The 19,279-nt window shown below is 66.5% G+C and carries 18 protein-coding genes, 1 tRNA gene and 1 pseudogene; 10 read left to right on the plus strand and 10 right to left on the minus strand.

Features of this window, described 5'->3' with window-relative positions; translation table 11 throughout:
• Positions 1-236: 236 nt before the first annotated feature.
• Positions 237-1,115, minus strand: coding sequence for a 30S ribosomal protein S6--L-glutamate ligase (rimK, locus tag EZ304_RS06780; RefSeq protein ID WP_005410807.1), 879 nt, complete (start codon positions 1,113-1,115; stop codon positions 237-239).
• 164 nt (positions 1,116-1,279) lie between these two features.
• Between rimK and EZ304_RS06785 the strand changes: the two genes are divergently transcribed.
• Together EZ304_RS06785 and EZ304_RS06790 are read left to right on the plus strand one after the other, a co-directional pair.
• Entirely contained in the window at positions 1,280-1,645 is a 366-nt protein-coding gene (locus tag EZ304_RS06785) for a hypothetical protein (RefSeq protein ID WP_239506832.1), read from the plus strand.
• A 79-nt stretch (positions 1,646-1,724) separates the two neighbouring features.
• Complete coding sequence (locus EZ304_RS06790) at positions 1,725-2,162, plus strand: acyl-CoA thioesterase (RefSeq protein WP_142806629.1); 438 nt, start codon at positions 1,725-1,727, stop codon at positions 2,160-2,162.
• On the opposite strand, the gene EZ304_RS06795 is transcribed toward EZ304_RS06790, so the two are convergent.
• From EZ304_RS06795 to EZ304_RS06810, 4 genes and pseudogenes are all read right to left on the minus strand, one after another.
• A complete protein-coding gene (locus tag EZ304_RS06795) occupies positions 2,163-3,317 on the minus strand; it encodes a hypothetical protein (protein ID WP_142808076.1) in 1,155 nt (384 codons plus the stop codon).
• A gap of 74 nt (positions 3,318-3,391) precedes the next feature.
• The gene (locus EZ304_RS06800) at positions 3,392-3,796 is read right to left on the minus strand and encodes a DUF805 domain-containing protein (protein WP_099553753.1); all 405 of its coding nucleotides are present in this window, start codon (positions 3,794-3,796) and stop codon (positions 3,392-3,394) included.
• A gap of 310 nt (positions 3,797-4,106) precedes the next feature.
• Positions 4,107-4,180 (minus strand) — tRNA-Gly (locus EZ304_RS06805).
• A 115-nt stretch (positions 4,181-4,295) separates the two neighbouring features.
• Positions 4,296-6,099: pseudogene (locus EZ304_RS06810) on the minus strand (autotransporter outer membrane beta-barrel domain-containing protein).
• Between the two features lie 240 nt (positions 6,100-6,339).
• Between EZ304_RS06810 and thiS the strand changes: the two are divergent.
• The 4 genes from thiS to EZ304_RS06830 all read left to right on the plus strand — a co-directional run bounded on the left by thiS (position 6,340) and on the right by EZ304_RS06830 (position 10,060).
• The gene (thiS, locus tag EZ304_RS06815; RefSeq protein WP_008265079.1) at positions 6,340-6,540 is read left to right on the plus strand and encodes a sulfur carrier protein ThiS; all 201 of its coding nucleotides are present in this window, start codon (positions 6,340-6,342) and stop codon (positions 6,538-6,540) included.
• Between the two features lie 116 nt (positions 6,541-6,656).
• On the plus strand, positions 6,657-7,451 hold the full coding sequence (locus EZ304_RS06820; RefSeq protein WP_142806630.1) for a thiazole synthase: 795 nt from the start codon (positions 6,657-6,659) through the stop codon (positions 7,449-7,451).
• The gene (trmB, locus tag EZ304_RS06825) at positions 7,451-8,185 is read left to right on the plus strand and encodes a tRNA (guanosine(46)-N7)-methyltransferase TrmB (protein ID WP_142806631.1); all 735 of its coding nucleotides are present in this window, start codon (positions 7,451-7,453) and stop codon (positions 8,183-8,185) included. The genes EZ304_RS06820 and trmB overlap by 1 nt, the downstream gene beginning before the upstream one ends.
• Before the next feature lie 27 nt (positions 8,186-8,212).
• Entirely contained in the window at positions 8,213-10,060 is a 1,848-nt protein-coding gene (locus EZ304_RS06830; protein WP_142806632.1) for an SLC13 family permease, read from the plus strand.
• Between the two features lie 337 nt (positions 10,061-10,397).
• On the opposite strand, the gene EZ304_RS06835 is transcribed toward EZ304_RS06830, so the two are convergent.
• Positions 10,398-10,733, minus strand: a complete 336-nt coding sequence (locus EZ304_RS06835; RefSeq protein ID WP_142806633.1) for a Rieske (2Fe-2S) protein — start codon at positions 10,731-10,733, stop codon at positions 10,398-10,400.
• Positions 10,734-10,911: 178 nt separating this feature from the next.
• Here EZ304_RS06835 and EZ304_RS06840 point away from each other — a divergent pair, with 178 nt between their 5' ends.
• From EZ304_RS06840 to EZ304_RS06855, 4 genes are all read left to right on the plus strand, one after another.
• On the plus strand, positions 10,912-11,193 hold the full coding sequence (locus EZ304_RS06840) for a hypothetical protein (RefSeq protein ID WP_005410817.1): 282 nt from the start codon (positions 10,912-10,914) through the stop codon (positions 11,191-11,193).
• 75 nt (positions 11,194-11,268) lie between these two features.
• Positions 11,269-11,985, plus strand: a complete 717-nt coding sequence (locus EZ304_RS06845; RefSeq protein WP_099553762.1) for a fumarylacetoacetate hydrolase family protein — start codon at positions 11,269-11,271, stop codon at positions 11,983-11,985.
• Positions 11,986-12,040: 55 nt separating this feature from the next.
• On the plus strand, positions 12,041-12,445 hold the full coding sequence (mscL, locus tag EZ304_RS06850) for a large-conductance mechanosensitive channel protein MscL (RefSeq protein WP_014038282.1): 405 nt from the start codon (positions 12,041-12,043) through the stop codon (positions 12,443-12,445).
• A gap of 243 nt (positions 12,446-12,688) precedes the next feature.
• Complete coding sequence (locus tag EZ304_RS06855) at positions 12,689-14,110, plus strand: M28 family peptidase (RefSeq protein ID WP_005410820.1); 1,422 nt, start codon at positions 12,689-12,691, stop codon at positions 14,108-14,110.
• 60 nt (positions 14,111-14,170) lie between these two features.
• On the opposite strand, the gene EZ304_RS06860 is transcribed toward EZ304_RS06855, so the two are convergent.
• The 4 genes from EZ304_RS06860 to EZ304_RS06875 form a co-directional block, all read right to left on the minus strand.
• Complete coding sequence (locus EZ304_RS06860; protein WP_142806634.1) at positions 14,171-15,622, minus strand: alanine/glycine:cation symporter family protein; 1,452 nt, start codon at positions 15,620-15,622, stop codon at positions 14,171-14,173.
• A 10-nt stretch (positions 15,623-15,632) separates the two neighbouring features.
• Positions 15,633-16,625 carry a hypothetical protein gene (locus tag EZ304_RS06865; protein WP_142806635.1) on the minus strand — a complete coding sequence of 331 codons (993 nt, stop codon included), beginning with the start codon at positions 16,623-16,625 and terminating at the stop codon, positions 15,633-15,635.
• Between the two features lie 173 nt (positions 16,626-16,798).
• A complete protein-coding gene (locus EZ304_RS06870; protein ID WP_142806636.1) occupies positions 16,799-17,635 on the minus strand; it encodes a TrmH family RNA methyltransferase in 837 nt (278 codons plus the stop codon).
• The gene (locus tag EZ304_RS06875) at positions 17,628-19,145 is read right to left on the minus strand and encodes an alanine/glycine:cation symporter family protein (RefSeq protein ID WP_049429891.1); all 1,518 of its coding nucleotides are present in this window, start codon (positions 19,143-19,145) and stop codon (positions 17,628-17,630) included. The genes EZ304_RS06870 and EZ304_RS06875 overlap by 8 nt, the downstream gene beginning before the upstream one ends.
• Positions 19,146-19,279 lie beyond the last annotated feature (134 nt).

The following is a 19,279-nucleotide window of genomic DNA, read 5'->3' on the forward strand; positions in this document are numbered from 1 at the left end:
CGATCCATCCAGGAACGATGGGGGCCACTCTACGGCCGTCACGCTGCCTCCACAAGGGACACCGGGCAGGCATAAAAAAGACCCAGGCGGTGCCCCCGCCTGGGTCTGAAGTTGTATCCCGATACCGATCCTGCTGAGAGGCAGAGCTGCGGTTCGCTGAAGCCTACGCGCGGGCCGATTAAAGGCTTGTTAAAGCCCGCCTCATCCGTCCGTGAGAATCTCAAATCATTGAATACTCAGGGCTTTTTAAGCTTCTCGACGTGTTCGATGATGCGCGTGGCCACGTCCACCCCGCAGGCGGCCTCGATCCCTTCCAGCCCCGGCGTGGAGTTGACCTCCAGCACCAGCGGGCCACGTGCGGAGCGGATCAGGTCCACCCCGCACACCGAAAGGCCCAGCGCCTTGGCCGAACGCACAGCGACCTGCTGCTCGGCGCGGCTGGCCTTGGCGGCCACGGCGGTGCCACCGGCATGCAGGTTGGAGCGGAAGTCCCCTTCCGGCGCCTGTCGCTGCATCGAGGCCACCACCTGATCACCGACCACGAAGCAGCGCAGATCGGCTCCCTTGGCTTCGCCGATGAACTCCTGCATCAGGAAGTTGGCGTACAACCCGCGCAGGGCCTCGACAATGCCGCGCGAGGCGCTGGCCTTCTCGGTGAGGATCACGCCGCGGCCCTGGGTGCCTTCGTTGAGCTTCACCACGTGCGGGGGCGGACCGAGCATGGACAGCAGGTCGACGGTGTCGTCGGGGTTGTCGCCGAACACGGTGACCGGCATGTCGATGCCCTTGGCCGCCAGCAGCTGGTGCGCGCGCAGCTTGTCGCGCGAACGCAGGATCGCGTCGGAGGGATTGGGTGTGCGCGCGCCCATCAGCTCGAACTGCCGCAGCACGGCGGTGCCGTAGCGGGTGATCGAGGCACCGATGCGCGGGATGACCATGTCCACGCCGGTCATCGGCCGGCCCTTGTAGTGCATCGAGAAGCCATCGGCGGCAATGCGCATGTAGCAGCGCAGCGGGTCGAGGATGCGCACAGTATGGCCGCGCGCGCGTGCCGCCTCGACCAGCCGACGGGTGGAATACAGGGAGCTGTTGCGGGACAGGATGGCGAGCTTCATCGCGGCAGGATCGGGCGGCAGGCGCGCAGCATAGCGCGGGCGTGTGGCGGGTGGATGATGTCGCGCGGGCAGGCGATTCTGCGTGCCTGGCAGGGCTGTGCGAAGATGCCCTGCCGGCTACAGGACAGACACTGCCGGCCCATGCAAACCAAGGAGAACCACAGATGCGAATGGGAATTCCGCTGTTGTTGCTGTTTGGCCTGGTGGGAGGCGCCGCAGATGTGCAGGCTGCGCCGACCCATGCAGTCTCCCGGCTCTACTTCGATGCCAACAACACCCTGATCGGCCAAGGCCTGCGCTACTGCACCGGCAGGACCCAGCACCAGGGCGTTGCGTCTCATGCCAATACCCGCTGGATCGATGTCTCTTACGCGTGCCAGGGCGACTCGACCGACGTTTCCTACGGCAGCTGGGTGCCTGCGCAACTGCGGCAGGATTTCTGCACGCTGTATGACGCCTGCACATCGCTGATGCCATGGCCGGAACCCGGCCTGCCCGGCACCCTCGGCAACGGCTTCTACTCTGACTGACAGCCGCTGGCCGCCGTACCGTCTCCGGCGATGGCAGCGCCGTCGCCGGAGACTCCACCCGCCATGCCCCGGAGACTCCATGCCACTGACGATCCTTCCGCGCTTCTCCGAAGTGGATGTACTCGGCCACGTCACCAACACCGCCCTGCCCGTCTGGTTCGAGGAAGGTCGCCAGGAGATCTTCCGGCATTTCAGCCGCGAGGCCAGCATGCGCGATCTGGCGCTGATCCTGCGCCGCTACGAGATCGACTTCCTGCAGCAGATACAGGCGGGGCACGAAGTGCGCATCGAGACCCGGATCGAGAGCATCGGCCGCTCGTCGCTGTCGATCGTGCAGCAGGCGTTCCAGTTCGAGGCCCTGGTGGCCAGCGGGCACTGCGTGATGGTGCATTTCGACTACACGACCAACGCCTCGCGCGAGATCGATGCGGAGCAGCGCCAGGCATTGTCGGGGCTGTTCACCGAGGAATATGCGCTGTCGCTGCGGGAAACGAGCGCGCGCGCCGCCGAGGCCTGATCAGCGCGAGGGAAGGCGCAGCCTGAAACGCCCATCACGGGCGCGCAGCGCCAACCCGGTTTCACGCCATTCCACGGGCAACTCCAAGGCTGTGTGGGGCGTGGGGTACCGATGCACGGCATCGAACTCCCAGCGCTCCTCGTAGGCTTCGCACTGGAGTGTGCCGTCATCGTCAACGTCGATCACATTGATCCAGGCCACGCTCCGGGCCTTGCCGAAGCCTCCCATGGCATGGCGGGCAAAGGCCTGCCAGCGCCCCTGCCAGCAGGCAAGCCACACGCCCTCGATGGGTCGCAGGTTTTCATCAAGCACACTGCCGGCCACCACCACGCAGCGTCCCGACGGACTCGCGATCACCGTCTCCAGATCACAGACGTGGCGACCACTGCAGGCCTCGTCAAGGTAAAGGGAGTACGGGCAGATGCACGCGAACAGGGCCGGATGCGCGGTCACGCGCAGATCATCGGGAAGCAGTGGGACCGCGCGCAGGACCCGGGCATCAGGCAGGAGGTACCTCAGCTCCTGCGGCACTCCGGCGGCCAGCGCCGGATGTCCGTGCTCCAGCCATAGGCCGCGGCAGGGATGCAGCTGGGTCACGCCGCCGGACTGGCTGCGCAGCCACGACTCCGCCCCGGCGTCCCCCTCGGACTGCCGGCGCTCGCTCAGCTGCTGCCGGAACAGGCTGGGAGCAGCCGCAAGCACGTGCACCGCCTTGCGGCGCTCGTCGTAGACGAGCACCGCTTCGCATCGATCAACGTATCCGCTGGCCAGGCGCAGCGCGCCTCCCGGAAGGTCCTGCCATTCACCGCTGGCATCACGGCTGCCGCCGGTGGATACGCCTTCGACGATGGCGCCATCGCGCAGCATCTGCGTGCTGTACGCCGGCCCGCCCATGCCCAGCTCGCCCCAATCCAACAGCACATCATGTGCGGGCGGCCGGTCGGCAAAGGGCGTCATCGATCGCGAGCGCAGGCGTGAACCGCCCACGGCATCGCCGACCAGATCGATTCGCTGCAGCGCGCCCCCCAGCGCAAGGCACACGGCAAGGCCGACAATCACGCCCCAAGGTGACCACCAGGCCACGCAGACGGCGATCAAGGCCAGGAACGGCACCCACTGGGTGTAGCGCCGGACGGCGCTTCGATCAACCGGCATGCGGATGAGAGGGGCGCAGCTGCGAACCGTCCACGTCTGCATGGCCGCTCTGATCGATTGCGGCCGATGCCGGTTCAATCATCCTGCATCCCCGGAACTGCACCGAATCGATTCTCTTCCTCGCTCCCGGGAAGCAGCATGACCGGAAAGAGGACGAACACCCCCAACGGAATGAACGCGATCACGGTGTACCAGCCTGACTCGTCGATATCGTGCAATCTCCGCACGGTCAGGGCCAGCATCGGAGGCAGGAAGACGATGACAGCGCAGACGGTCATGACCCATCCCAGCTTCCACAGGATCTCGGACGTTTCCCAATCGAACGACAGGTAGCCGACCAGCCAGTAACCGCGATCCATCACGCTGTAGCTCACCGCCATCACGAACCCGGCAAGCAGCGAATACGACCAGAACTCCCTCCGGTCGGATCGTCCGGAAAAATCAAAGCATCGCCTGATGGGCACAAGTGCAGCGATCATTCACGCTCCGGGCAATGGATGATGGGCGTCAACAGCTAACGATCTTTTAGCATTCCGAAGCCAAGCATCAACTGAACCCTGCGACCCGACCAAGCCGAGGAGGCCACAGCAGCTGCGGCTGCAGCAGGGGAATTCCTGTCATGCAGGCCCCGCGCCAGCGCGCGTGAGGACACGGCCGATCCGGCCAAGGGGTGTTTGCGAAGCGAACGTCCAGCCCTGGCATTCACCGACCATCTCGACCGGATCCATGCGCGGAAAAGCGGGGTTCGGATATCGCGGAGCGTCTGCCTGGCGCAGACCGCTGGAAACATGGAGCGGGCGATGGGAATCGAACCCACGTCAGTAGCTTGGGAAGCTACAGCTCTACCATTGAGCTACGCCCGCATTGGAGGTGAAAGTCTATGCGGTGGGGCCGGTGCAGCGCAATGGTGACCGCCGCATCCGCGCGGCGCCGGAGCCCTTTCCTTGCCGAAAGGGCTCCGACCCCGGCGGTTGCTGCTTAGAAGGTGCCGCTGAAGTTGGCGAACAGCGTAGCGTCCTGGGCACGCTTCTGCCCGGCTGAAGCGCTCAGGCCGAAGTTGCTCTGCAGCCCGAACAGTTCGGTGCGGGCACCCAGCACGACGGTCGCGTAGTCCTTGTCGAACTTCAGGCCCGGCACACGGTAGCTGCCCAGTTCCGGCAGGGTCTGCAGCCATGCGCTGGCCTGCTTGGTGTCTTCGAACTCATGGTCGTAGGTCAGCTGCGCGTACGGCTTGAGGGTGCCGCCATCGAAGCGGGCCTGCCAGCCGATGCGGCCAACGGTAGAATCAACGTTCTGGCGGTCGTAACCCAGCGCGGTGGCCAGGGTGCCGGCCGCAGCGCTTTCGGTGTAGCCATCGATCTTCACCTTCTGCCAGATCACCGAAGCGATCGGGCCGTGGCGGAAGCCGCCTTCGGTGCCGAACTCGTAACCGGCGTTCAGGGCGGCGGTCAGGTTGCTGCCGTCCGGCGAACCACCGTGCTCGCGGGTGGCCGGGCCAAGCTGGACCTTGCGGTTCACGTCATACGACAGCCAGGTGTAGCTGACCTGGCCATTCACCCAGATGCGATCGCCGTACCAACCGGCGAACAGACCGGCGGTGGTGTCCTTCTGGGTGAAGTCGCCACGGCTGTTGCCGAAGTCGGCGTTGAGGCGGCCGAAGCCGGCGAAGCCGCCGAACACCATGCCGTCGCGCGCCCAGTCAATGCCGAACAGGCCGGCCGGCGCCAGGCCGTCGTACAGATCCGCGTGGTCGTAGCGCTGCAGGTCACCGCGCACGCCCCCCCCACCAGGACAGGCCGTCGGCCGGACGACCACCCAGGTGCATGCTGACCTGATCGGCACGCGAACGACCGATGGTCTGCGCCGAGTGGCTCAGCACCTGCTGCAGGCGCGGGGCCTCCAGCACCGAGACCGCGTACTGGCCCAGCAGCTGGTGGCCCGCCGTGGTCGGGTGCACGCCATCGGCGAACAGATAGGTGTTGGCCGCATCCGGGCTGACATAGCTGGTCGGATTGCAGCCGATGATGCTTGCAGTGGAGTTGTTCGGATCGATCCTGCAGGCGGTGCTGGTGACGTTGGTGAAGCCGTACATCGCCGGGTTGGCTGCCACTTCGCCCAGCACGGTGAAGGTATCGAGCGGGATGAACTCGATGCCGGCCTGCTTCAGGCCACCGTACAGGGCCTTGTTGTAGCCGGCCGAAAGCGCGGTGGCGGTGGCCGCGTTCGGGCCGCGGAAGGCCGGGGTCAGGCCGACGTTCGGCAGGTTCGGCACCAGCACGTACTGTGCACCAGCCTGCTTCAGCGCGCCGACCAGAGCGATCTGGTCGGTGACGGCCGCGCCGATGATGGCCTGTGCCTGCGCCGGATTACCCGCGGCGGCGAACAGGTCGTTGGCACCGCCCCAGACGGTATACAGGGCGTTTGCGTCAGCCTTGCCGCCATTTGCGGCAAGGTAACGAGCAGCCTGCGACTTCAGCGACGGAATGGCACCCAGGCCACCCGCTTCGTCGACCGATACGCGGGCGCCACCGACAGCATAGTTGTCACCCTTCTGGCCGTTGCCGTTGGCACCGCCGTTGAGGCCGTAGTAATTGGCGACCTGCTGCGACCACACCCAGCCCGGGTTGGTGGTGAACTGGCCGGTGACCGGCTGCACGCCCGGATCGAGCAACGGGCGGAAATAACCGGCATCGGTGAGGCTGTCACCGAAGAACACGGCCTTGGAGTATGGGGATTCGCCTGCCATGGCCGGAAGCGCGGCCAGCGCGATCGCGGCCGCCATCAGGGAGCGGATCGGGTGTTTGCTGAGCTGCATGTAGGAAACTCCTGTGGGGAAATCGTTGGGGACCCGGCGGACGTACGCCGGCGCACGGTGAATGGTTTCACTGCGCTGCGTTTTGCTCACGCTGCGCCGCCGCATGGATTGTCGCCTGAGGGCGCTGGACCATGCTGTGCCGGGGCTGGCGATCAATGAAATTTGCAAGGGTTCCGATCCGCGCAGGCCATCGGCGACAATGCGGCGATGAACATCCAGCTCAATGGCGAACCCCGCACCCTGCCCGCTTCGGCGACCCTCCACGACCTGCTCGAGGCCGAGCAGTTGCTGCAGCGCCGGGTGGCAGTGGAGGTCAACGGCGAGATCGTCAGCCGCAGCCGCCACGGCGAACATGTACTGGCCGAGGGTGATGTGGTCGAGATCGTGCACGCGCTGGGCGGGGGCTGAAGCTGTCCGTGTACCCAGGGGGTCAGATCCCTTTGCCGATGGCAAAGGGATCTGACCCCACTCTTCCCCACCCTCTGCGTGATCCCATCTTCAGGCGGATAGGCGATAATCGCGCCATGAACGTTCATGTCTCCCCCGATTCGCTGGTGATCGCCGGCAAGACCTATGGCTCGCGGCTGCTGACCGGCACCGGCAAGTTCAAGGATCTGGAAGAAACCCGCCTGGCCACCGAGGCTGCAGGCGCCCAGATCGTCACCGTGGCGATCCGCCGCACCAACATCGGGCAGAACCCGGGCGAGCCGAACCTGCTCGACGTGCTGCCGCCGGACCGCTACACCATCCTGCCCAACACCGCCGGCTGCTACACCGCCGAAGATGCCGTGCGCACCTGCCGGCTGGCCCGTGAGCTGCTGGACGGCCACAACCTGACCAAGCTGGAAGTGCTGGGCGACCAGAAGTCGCTGTACCCGGACGTGGTGCAGACCCTCAAGGCCGCCGAACAGCTGGTCAAGGACGGCTTCGAGGTGATGGTCTACACCTCCGACGACCCGATCCTGGCCAAGCGCCTGGAGGAGATCGGCTGCGCCGCGGTGATGCCGCTGGCCGCGCCGATCGGTTCGGGCCTGGGCATCCAGAACAAGTACAACCTGCTGCAGATCATCGAAGACGCCAAGGTGCCGATCATCGTCGACGCCGGCGTGGGCACCGCTTCCGATGCCGCCATCGCGATGGAACTGGGCTGCGACGGCGTGCTGATGAACACCGCCATCGCCGGTGCGCGCCATCCGGTGCTGATGGCCAGCGCCATGCGCAAGGCCGTCGAGGCCGGCCGCGAAGCCTTCCTGGCCGGACGCATCCCGCGCAAGCGCTACGCCAGCGCCTCTTCTCCGGTGGATGGGCTGATCGGCTGATGACCAATCCATTTGACAGCGCCGGTTCCAAGGCCCCGCCCAAGCCCTTCACCGTCAGCGAGGGCCGCCGCGAGGTGCGCAGCTTCGTGTTGCGCCAGGGCCGTTTCACTCCCGCCCAGCAGCGCGCGTTCGACGAACGCTGGCCGCGCTTCGGCATCGACTACAACGGCCAGCCGCGTGACCTGGACGCCACTTTCGGCCGCCCGGCGCACAAGGTGCTGGAAATCGGCTTCGGCAACGGTGCCGCGCTGCGCTTCGCCGCCCAGCACGATCCGTCGCGCGACTACATCGGCATCGAGGTGCACGCCCCGGGCGTGGGCCGCCTGCTGAACGCGCTGGCCGAGGACAACGCCGACCACGTGCGCCTGTACCACCACGATGCCGTGGAGGTGCTGCAGAACGAGATCGCCGATGGCGCGCTGGATGAAGTGCGCATCTACTTCCCGGACCCATGGCACAAGAAGCGCCACAACAAGCGCCGCCTGCTGCAACCGGCGTTCGCCGACCTGCTGGTGCGCAAGCTGCGCCCGGGTGGCCGCCTGCACTGCGCGACCGACTGGGAAGACTACGCCGAACAGATGTGGGACGTGCTCGATGTCACCGCCGGCCTGGTCAACCGTGCCGGCCCGCGGGGCAGCGTGCCGCGCCCGGACTGGCGCCCGCAGACCCACTTCGAGACCCGCGGCCAGAAGCTCGGCCACGGCGTCTGGGACCTGCTGTACGACCGCACCTGATCATCGCCTGAGGACGCCGCGCCCCACATGGATACCGCGCTGACGCTGACCAACGACATGAAGCTCGTGCTCGGGCTGGTCGGCTTCACGATGGCGATGTTCCTGTTCGAGCGCATCCGCGCCGACGTGGTCGCGCTGGTGGTGCTGGTGGTGCTCGGCGTCACCGGCCTGATCGCGCCGGAGGAGATCTTCGGCGGTTTCTCCGGTAACGCGGTGATGAGCATCATCGCCACCACCATCCTCGGTGCGGGCCTGGACCGCACCGGGGCGTTGAACCGGCTGGCGGCCTGGCTGCTGCGGCGCGGCCACGGCGTGGAGCAGCGGCTGCTGATGATGACCACGGCCATTGCCGGCCTGAACTCCTCTTTCATGCAGAACCCGTCGGTGATGGCGCTGTACCTGCCGGTCGCCTCGCGATTGGCAGCGCGCACCGGCCTGACCCTGCAGCGCCTGCTGCTGCCGATCTCGGCAGCGATCGTGATGGGTGGCGCGCTGACCATGGTCGGCAACTCGCCGCTGATCCTGCTGAACGACCTGCTGGCTTCGGCCAACAACAACCTGCCCTCGGGCCTGGCCACCATCGAGCCGCTGCGCATGTTCGCGCCGCTGCCGATCGGTGTGGCCCTGCTGATCGCCTCGCTGCTGTACTTCCGCTACTACGGCGACCGCAAGCTGGTTGAAGAAGAAAGCCTGGTCAACGACGGCGTCACGCCGGCACGCACCGAGAGCTACTTCGCCAAAACCTACGGCATCGAAGGTGATGTGTTCGAGCTGGTGGTCAGTGCTGAAAGCCCGCTGGTCGGCATGACCCTGGGCGAGGCCGAGAACCTGCACGATGCGCCGCTGCTGCTTGCCCTGAAGACCGGCAACGACACCCGCCTGGCGCCGCCGGCGGAGATGCGCATCTGGGTCGGCAGCGTGCTCGGTGCGATGGGGCCGCGTGACCAGATCAACGACTTCGCACAGAACCAGTTCCTGCGCATGTCCTCGCGCCTGAAGCACCTGGGCGACCTGTTCAACCCCAGCCGCGCCGGTATTTCCGAGGCGGTGGTGCCGCCGACATCAAACGTGATCGGCAAGAGCGCGGCCGATCTGCGCCTGCGCAAGGAGCGCGGCATCAGCCTGCTGGCGATCAACCGCGACAAGCAGGTGATCCGCGAGGACGTGCGCGATGTGCAGCTGCGCGCCGGCGACATGCTGGTCTTCCACAGCATCTGGACCGACCTGGCGCAGGCCGCGCGCAGCCGTGACTTCGTGGTGGTCACCGACTATCCCACCGGTGAGCAGCGCCCGCACAAGTTCAAGATCGCCATGGCGATCTTCGCGCTGACCATCCTGATCGCGCTGACCAGCAAGCTGCCGGTGGCGCTGACGCTGATGACCGGCGTGGCCGGCATGCTGCTGACCGGCGTGCTGCGCATGGACGAGGCCTACGCCTCGATCAACTGGAAAACGGTATTCATGATGGCCGGGCTGATTCCGCTCGGCTGGGCAATGGACTCCAGTGGTGCGGCGGCATGGGTGGCCGGCCATACCATCGACAAGCTGCCCACCGGCATTCCGGTGTGGGTGCTGGAGGTGGCGCTGGCACTGCTGACCACGGCGTTCTCGCTGGTGATCAGCCATGTGGGCGCGACCATCGTAATGGTGCCCATTGCGGTGAACCTGGCGTTGGCGGCAGGTGGCAACCCGACCGCGTTCGCGCTGATCGTGGCGTTGTCGGCATCCAACAACCTGATGACGGCCTCCAACCCGGTGATCTCGATGATCATCGGCCCGGCCAACTACACCCCGCGCGAGATGTGGCGGGTCGGCGGCCCGCTGTCGCTGATCTACACCTGCGTGGTGGTGCTGATGATCAACCTGATGTTCTGAGGGTTGGGGTTTGTTGGCAGGGCTGCGCCCTGCACCCGCAGAAGCCGAAGCAACAGCAACAGCGTGCATTCCGTGGGATGGCGGGGTGGGTCCGGTTGCGGGGGACGCCGTGAACCCGTCCATGGGGGCTTGGCCGCGGCATCCATGCCGCGGACACCCCCGCAACCGGACCCACCCCGCCTTCGACAGATTGCCGCGATCTGCCAGAACGGCGTTCCGTGCTGCTGTTGGTAGGTGTCGACCTTGGTCGACACAGTAGATCCACGCCATGCATAGATGAATCTCTGGATACCCATTGATCCTGTGGGTGCGAACCTTGGTTCGCACGCCGGTTGCCTCAAGCCAGGTAAACCTGCCCGTCGCGCACGTCCACCGGTACCGCACGCAGGCGGTCGCCCTTGCAGGGACCGGCGATGCAGTCGCCGCTGTCCAGCGCGAACGAGGCGCCATGCGCGGCGCAGACCAGGTGGCCCTCGCGGCTCTTCAGGAACTGGCCAGGGGCCCAGTCCAGGCGGCGGCCGGCGTGCGGGCAGATGTTCAGGAAGGCACGGACCTGCCCGCCGTCGCGGTACAGCACCAGCGACTCGGCATCGCCATCGACCACTGCTTCGACCTCGGCAAACGCGCCATCGGCAATGGCTTCAAGGGCGATCAGGGCAGCGGCGGTAGACATGGCGAAGGCTCGGACGGTAAACCGGAATTGTCGCATGCCTGCTCAGGTGACTGGCTGCGACATGAACACAAGTCATTGATCCGTAATAAGCACAGGCTATATTTAACGAGTTTTTCACTCAATGACAGTGGCACGTCCCGATACTCTGGTTTCGCTGATCCCAGCCTATCGAGCCGCCATGTTCAATCGCGCATCCGCCTTCAACCAGTTCCGCACCCTGTTCGCGCCGCGCAAGCCGCGCCATCCGTTGGTGCGCGTTGCCGTGGGCCTGCTTGGCCTGGCGATCCTGGCGGCGATGGTGTTCATCGGCGTGTTCGTCGGTGCAGCGATGATCCTGGTCGGCCTGGCGTGGAAGCTGCTGGCCTCGCGCAAGCCGGGCGTTGCCCGTCCTGTCGATCCGACGGTGGTCGAAGGCGAGTACCGCGTAGTGCGCAAGCCGGTGCTGCCGGCCTCGCGCTGATCCACGTGCTCCGCGCCCGCTGACGGCGGGCGCCATGCGTTCTAGACTGCGGGCACGCCCTTCCTGGATGCCCGCATGTCCGATGTCTCCGATGTGATCCCTGCCGTAGCCCTGCCGCGTGTACCGGTAGCCGGTGGCGGCAGTTTCCCCGTGCACCGCATCTACTGCGTCGGCCGCAATTTCGCCGACCACGCCCGCGAAATGGGCGCGGCGGTGCCGGCGGCCGATGACCGTGGCCGCCCGATGTTCTTCAGCAAGCCGGCCGATGCGATCGTGGTCGGCCATGACGACGCCATCCCCTACCCGCCGGCGACCGCCAATCTGCACCACGAAGTGGAGCTGGTGGTGGCGATCGGCCGTGATGCGCCCGCAGGCGAGCTGGCCGTGGCCGATGCCGAAGCACTGGTCTACGGCTACGCCGTCGGCCTGGACCTGACCCGCCGCGACCTGCAGGCTGCGGCCAAGGACAAGGGCCACCCGTGGGATGCCGCCAAGGGCTTCGATGCCTCCGCGCCGATCAGCGAAATCGTCCACGCAGAGGAAGTCGGCGACCTGGCCGCGCTGAACCTGTCGCTGGAGGTCAATGGTGAAGTGCGCCAGCAGGCGCTGCTGGACCAGATGATCTGGAACGTGCCGGAGATCCTGCATGAGCTGTCCAAGCTGTGGCAGCTGCGTGCCGGCGACCTGGTGTTCATGGGTACCCCGTCCGGCGTGGCAGCACTCAAGCCGGGCGACCGCTTCAGCGCGCGCCTGGAGAACGTGGCCGAGCGCCACGGCGTGATCGCCGGCTGACACCACCTGCGCTACCCTGCGCGCTGTCCACTTCCCCCACCGGAGAAAAACAACAATGGGAATGCTCACCGAGTTCAAGGAATTCGCGATGCGCGGCAACGTCATCGACCTCGCCGTCGGCGTGGTGATCGGCGCGGCCTTCGGCAAGATCGTGACCGCGCTGGTCGAGAAGATCATCATGCCGCCGCTGGGCTACCTGATCGGCCGCGTGGACTTCTCCAGCCTGGCCTGGACCCTGTCGCCGGCCCACCTGGGTCCGGATGGCAAGGAGATTCCGGCCGTGGTGGTTGGCTACGGCGACTTCATCAATACCATCATCCAGTTCGTGATCGTGGCCTTCGCCATCTTCATCGTGGTCAAGGCGATCAACCGCCTGTCGCGCAAGCAGGAAGCCGCACCGGCCGCACCGGCCGAGGAAGTGGTGCTGCTGCGCGAGATCCGCGACAGCCTGAAGAAATAAGGGGATCGGGCGCCGACTGGCGTCCCTCCCATCTGTAGAGCCGAGCCCACGCTCGGCTGATCTGCAAAAGGCAGCCGAGCATAGGCTCGGCTCTACAGAAGCACACGAAAGCCCCGCTCCGGCGGGGCTTTCGCTTTGCTGCATCTGGCGGAAAACAGCATCCGCGGCAGCCATGACCTCCCGCCCATGCGCGGGCCTGAACGACTGTTAAGCTCCAAGGCTTGGTCCCTTCCGGAGTTGCCCATGCGTCGCCGCGTCCTTGCCATCGCATCCTCCCTCGCCCTGCTGGCCGCTCCGGCCTTTGCGGCGCCGCACACCACTACCCTGCCCCCGGCGTCTCTGGCCACCGCTGCGCAGCTGCGCGACCAGGCGCTGGCCGACGACACCGGCTGGAAGGTGGTCGAGTCGCTCACCACCGAGATCGGCCCGCGCATCGCCGGCAGCGAAGCCGACGCCCGCGCCGTGGCCTGGGCTGAGGCCAAGTTCAAGGCACTGGGCTTCGACAAGGTGTGGAAGGAACCGGTGACCTTCCCGAAGTGGGAGCGCCGCAGTGAACATGCTGCCGTGACCGGCAGGAACCCGCAGCCGCTGCAGATCACGGCGCTGGGCGGCAGCCCGGGCGGCACGGTGGAAGCCGAGGTGGTGCGCTTCGCCGACCTGGCCGCCCTGCAGGCCGCGCCCGCCGGTTCGCTGAAGGGCAAGATCGCCTTCGTCGATTACCAGATGCTGCCGTTCCGCGATGGCCGCGACTATGGCCGTGGCGGCGCGATCCGCAGCAAGGGCCCGTCCGAGGCGATCCGCAAGGGCGCGGTTGGTTTCCTGATGCGCTCGGCCGGTACCGATTCGCACCGCGTGCCACACACCGGCATCACCCGTTTTGACGATGGCCTGACCCCGGTGCCGTCAGCCGCGCTGTCGGTGCCCGATGCCGACCAGCTGGCCCGCCTGCTGGCCCGTGGCAGCACCACAGTGAAGGTGGCGCTGGACTGCGGCTGGGATGGCACCGCCACCTCGTACAACGTGATCGGCGAGATCACCGGCCGCAGCCTGCCGAAGGAAGTGGTGGTGATCGGCGGTCACCTGGATTCCTGGGACCTGGGCACCGGCGCGGTGGATGACGGCGCGGGCGTGGGCATCACCATGGCTGCGGGCCACCTGATCGGCCTGCTCAAGCAGGCGCCGAAGCGCACCATCCGCGTGATCGCCTTCGCCAACGAGGAGCAGGGCCTGTATGGCGGCAAGGCCTACGCCGAGGCGCATGCCAAGGACGTGGCCCTGCACCAGCTGGCTGCCGAGAGTGACTTCGGTGCCGGCCGCATCTATGCCTTCAATACCGGTTCGCCGAACCCTGAAGGCTCGCGCGAAGCGACCAAGCAGATTGCCGAAGTGATGAAGCCGCTGGGGATCGAGTACCAGGCCGACAAGGGGGGCCCGGGCCCGGACGTCGGCCCGCTGGCCGCCAAGGGCGGTGCGTGGGCGTGGCTGGCGCAGGACGGATCGGACTACTTCCACCTGCACCACACCGCCGACGACACGCTGGACAAGATCGACCCGAAGGCGCTGGCGCAGAACGTGGCCGCATACACCGTGTTCGCGTACCTGGCGGCGGAAGCCGATGGCAGCTTCGGCAGCGAGGCCAAGGCGACCACGCCGCCGAACGAATGATGCGGTGACACAGGGGGTCAGAGCCCTCGCCAAGGGCGAGGGCTCTGACCCCTGATCGTATCAGCTCTCCCAGACCCGGGTGTTGCTTACCCCGATCGTCTGCGGCTTGAACAGCGGATCACGCTGCTTGCGCTTCTGCGCCTCGTAATCGCGAAGAACGGCCAGGGCAGGCCTTTGCAACAGCAGGATGGCGATGATGTTCAACCAGCTCATCAGGCCGACGCCGATGTCGCCCAGCGACCAGGCCACCGTTGCACTGTTCACCGCCGAGTAGCCGGCAGCCGCCAGGAACATCAACTGGAATCCACCGATCACCCACGGCGCCGGACGGTCGCGGCACAGATAGCTGACGTTGGTCTCGGCCATGTAGTACAGCGCGAGGATGGTGGTGAACGCGAACGGCAGGATCGCCAGCGCTACGAACGAACGGCCGAAGCCCGGCAGCGCGGATTCCACCGCATACTGCACGAAGCGGGGACCGGCCTCGACGCCCGGCAGATTGCCCAGCAGCAGGCGCGCCTCATCCGGAATGCCGTTCACCGCCGGGTCGTAGACGTTGTACAGGCCGGTGGACAGGATCAAGAAGGCGGTGGCACTGCACACCACCATCGTGTCGATGTAGACCGAGAACGACTGCACCAGGCCCTGCTTGACCGGATGCGAGACTTCCGCGGCGGCGGCCGGATGCGCACCACTGCCCATGCCGGCCTCGTTGGACAGCACGCCGCGACGCACGCCCCACTGGATGGCGGTACCGATCATCGCGCCGAACGCTGCGTCCACGCCGAATGCACTGCGCAGCACCAGCATGATCACCTCCGGCACCTTGTCCGCGTTGAGCACCATCACCAGCGCCGCGACCAGCAGGTAGGCCACGGCCATCAGCGGCACCACCCATTCGGCCACGCGCGCAATGCGCCGTACACCGCCGATGAGGATGGCGCCCAGCACCACCAGCAGAACCGCGGTGGTGGTCATCACCGGTACGTCCCAGGCTTCGTTCACCGCGCTGGTGATCGCATTGGACTGGGTGCCAGCCAGCATCGCGCCCGCCAGCACCGTCACCAGTGCGAACAGCACTGCATACCAGCGTTGGCCGAGGCCTTTTTCGATGTAGTACGCCGGGCCGCCCCGGTACTGCCCCTTGCCGTCGCGGTCCTTGTAGATCTGTGCGAGCGTGGATTCGATGAAGGCACTGGATGCGCCAAGGAAGGCGACGATCCACATCCAGAAGATCGCGCCGGGGCCGCCGAAGGCGATGGCCATGGCGACGCCGGCGATGTTGCCGACGCCCACGCGGCTGGACAGCGAAATGGACAACGCCTGGAACGGCGACACGCCGGCATCGGAGCGCTCATGGCGGAACATCAGGCGCAGCATGTCCGGCAATGCACGCAGCTGGATGAAGCGCGTGCGCACACTGAAGTACAGCCCGGTGAGCAGGCACAGCACTACCAGGTAGGGGCTCCAGACGACGCCGAGGATCGTGTTGACGATGGATTCGATGTTCATCGGCGGGCCCTCAGAAGAACATGCCCAGGGCAATCTGGGGGCTGACGATATGGCTGGTGTTGCGGCCAGCCACGCTGAACTCCACACCGGCGATCAGGCCCAGCGTCGGGCTGAAGTGGTATTCCACGGCCGGCGCCAGGGTGACGCTGCGGCTGGCCGGGCGATGCTCGTCGATGCGCTCGAAGTCACCGCTGGCGTTGCGCGCGAAACCACTCATGCGCTGGGCGGCCTCACGGCTGGCGGCCACTTCCATCACGCCCACCCAGCGCGAATTGAAGCTGTATTCGGCACCCACCGACAGGCCCAGCACCGAACCACGGGAGATGTGCCCCTGGAAGCTGTCATCGGTGCCGTAGACGCTGGCTCCGGAGATCGCCGTGCGCGACGGCGCCGGCCCGGCGCTGAGCTGAGCGCGCCAGCGCAGCGGGCGGTCGTTGCCCAGCCAGACCACCTGCTGCACGCCCACTGCGGCGGTGGTGCGCTGCACACCGTCGCCCTGCGCATCGAGCGGATTGCCGGTGATGCGGTCATGGCTGCCGGTGCTGAAGCGCTGCACCAGCGCGACCGAGATGGCCGGACGCGTGCCATCCGCATTCGGCGCCTGCAGCAGGTATTGCAGGCGTGCGGTGGTGTCACCAGCGCGGAAGCCACTGCTGCGCGTGCTGCCGGACTCCGAGCGCGAGGCACTGAGATTCATCTGCCCCATTACCCGGTCACTGAAACCGTAGATGATCGGCACCACCGTCGCCCACGCGCCATTGCGCTCGGTGCTGCGGCGACGATTGCCGCCGTTGTCGTAGTGATCACGGCTGTCGACCCGCACCAGGTACGGTTCGATGTACCAGTTGCCCTGCGGCAAGCCGGCTGGATTGGGGGTGATCAGCGGGCCAGTGAAGTTGACCCCATCAAGGCTGCGCTCTGCGGCCTGCAGCGCGGGCGCAGCGAGCGAGGCAAGGGCCAGCACCAGGCCGGTACGCAGTGTGCTGCGTTGGATGCAATACATGGGAACCACTCCTGTTCGACGTTGGATGAAGATCCACCGTGCGGTGCAGGAAGCCGCCCGACCATGTGACAAGTTCTAAAAATGTGCAGCCAAAAACCGCAGCGCCATCGCAGGACAAAAAGAAACCCGGCCGTGTGGCCGGGTTCCGGGGACCGCGTACTCGACAGTCGGCATCAAGTGTTGCGGCGGCACACCCACTGCGCCAGCAGCACGGCCGTGGCCGAGGCCACGTTCAGGCTTTCCACCGCGCCGCTGCCGGGAATCGAGACCTGCAGGTCGCACTGCCCTGCCAGGTTGCGGTCCATGCCTTCGCCTTCGGCGCCCATCACGTACACCAGCCGCTCCGGCAGGGACGCGCGGAACACGTCATCACCGCCTTCGACCAGGGTTGCGGCCAGACCGAAACCGGCACTGCGCAGCTGCGCCATCGCCTCTGCAGTCTCCGGCAGCTGCACCAGCGGCACCGATTCCGCACCGCCTTCGGCCACGCGTGCGGCAGCACCGGACAGCGCCAGCGTGCTGCCGGCCGGCAGCAGCAGCGCCTTGACGCCGAAGTGCGCGGCCGAGCGCAGGATCGCACCGAAGTTGTGCGGGTTGCCGACACCATCCAGCCACAACGCCAGCGCCGGGCCCTGCTCCAGATCGGCCAGCCACTGTGCCAGCGGCACGACCGGCGCACGCAGCACTTCGGCCACCAGGCCTTCGTGATGGGTCGTGGCAGCCAGCTTGTTGAGGTCGCCTTCCTCGACGACGCGATAGCCCACGCGGTTGGCCACGCACCACTTCAGCACCGGCTGCATGCGCGGAATCAGCGCGTCCACCAGGTACAGCTTGCGCAGCGCCTGCGGGCGCTTGGCGAACAGCGCCTGCACGGCGTTCCAGCCATACAGGCGCAGTTCGTCGTTGCCGCGCCCCGGCGGCGGCGGGGTGCCGCCCTCACGCGGAGGCAGCGGGGTGGCCCGCGGCGGTCGCGACGACGGGCGGCGGGCATTCTTCCAGGGATCATTCACTACGGGACAACTCCAGCTTGCGTTGACGCCAGAAATCGGCGTTCTTGATGCCCAGGGCATCGGGGTCGAAGATCGGATCGAGGCCGAGCTTCTTCTGTCGTTCGTAATCACGCAGGGCCAGCATGGCCGGCTTCTGGATGATGAGGATGGCAATGATGTTCAGCCAGGCCATCAGGCCCACGCCGATGTCACCCAGCGCCCAGGCCAGGGTGGCATTGTGGAACGCACCGAACACCACCATGCCGATGATGCCCAGGCGCAGCAGCAGCACGGTCAGCGGGCGCTTCTTGTTGTGGTTCACATAGCTGAGGTTGGTCTCGGCCATGTAGTAGTACGCCATGATGGTGGTGAAGGCGAAGAAGAAGATGGCGATCGAGACGAATGCCGAACCCCAGCCCGGCAGCACCGCTTCCACGCCGGCCTGGGCGTAGCCCGCGCCTTCCGGAATGCCGGCCAGGCCCTGGAAGATCGGCGCGGCGCCGGGCACCGGCGAGTACACGTTGTAGGTGCCGCTGGCCAGGATCAGGAACGCGGTGGCGGTGCACACCATCATGGTGTCGAAGTAGATGGCGAAGGCCTGCACGTAACCCTGCTTGGCCGGGTGCGAGACCTCCGAAGCGGCCGCCGCGTGCGGGCCCGAACCCTGGCCGGCTTCATTGGCGTAGATGCCGCGCTTGATGCCCCACTCCACCGCCAGGCCCATCATCGCGCCGAATGCGGCGTGGGTGCCGAAGGCGCTCTTGAAGATGATGCCGAACATTTCCGGCACGCGATCGTAGTTGATGATCATGATGACGATGGCCATCAGGATGAAACCGGCGGCCATGAACGGGACCACCACTTCAGCGAAGTTGGCGATGCGCTTGACGCCACCAAAGATCACCACGCCCAGCAGCAGGGCCACGACGATGCCGATGCCCAGCTTCAGCGCCTGCACCGACTCCATGCCGAAGGCCTGGCCATCGAGCGGACCGCACAGGGCAGTGCCACGGCAGGCGTTGATGATGCTGTCGGCGATGGCATTGGCCTGCACGCCCGGCATCAGGAAGCCGGCAGCGATGATCGTGGCGATGGCGAACGCCAGCGCGTACCACTTCAGGCCCATCGCCTTTTCGATGTAGTAGGCCGGACCACCACGGTAGCGGCCCTCGGCGTCCTTGGTCTTGTAGATCTGCGCCAGGGTGCATTCCACGTACGAGGTGGACGCGCCGAGGAAGCCCATCACCCACATCCAGAAGATCGCGCCAGGGCCGCCGAAGGCGATGGCGGTGGCCACGCCGGCGATGTTGCCGATGCCCATGCGGCCGGCCATCGACATGGCCAGGGCCTGGAACGAGGACACACCGGCGTCGGATTTCTCACCCCTGACGGTGAGGCGGCACATCTCGACGAAACCCCGGATCTGCATGAAGCGGGTGCGCAGGCTGAAGAACAGGCCGGCGGCCAGGCACATGAAGATCAGTGCCTTGCTCCAGATGATGCTGTTGATGAAATGTACGGTAGCTTCCACGCGCGCTCTCTCCAGTCGGCGGGTTGTAAGGACGTCCCGTCGGCTGGAGGGGACGCACCGATTCTCCCTGATCGAAGGCCGCTGCGGTAGCGCCATTGGTCGCGCCGGGCCATACCCGGAGAGCGGAGAAGGGG

Source organism: Stenotrophomonas maltophilia (assembly GCF_006974125.1).
GTDB lineage: Bacteria > Pseudomonadota > Gammaproteobacteria > Xanthomonadales > Xanthomonadaceae > Stenotrophomonas > Stenotrophomonas maltophilia_O.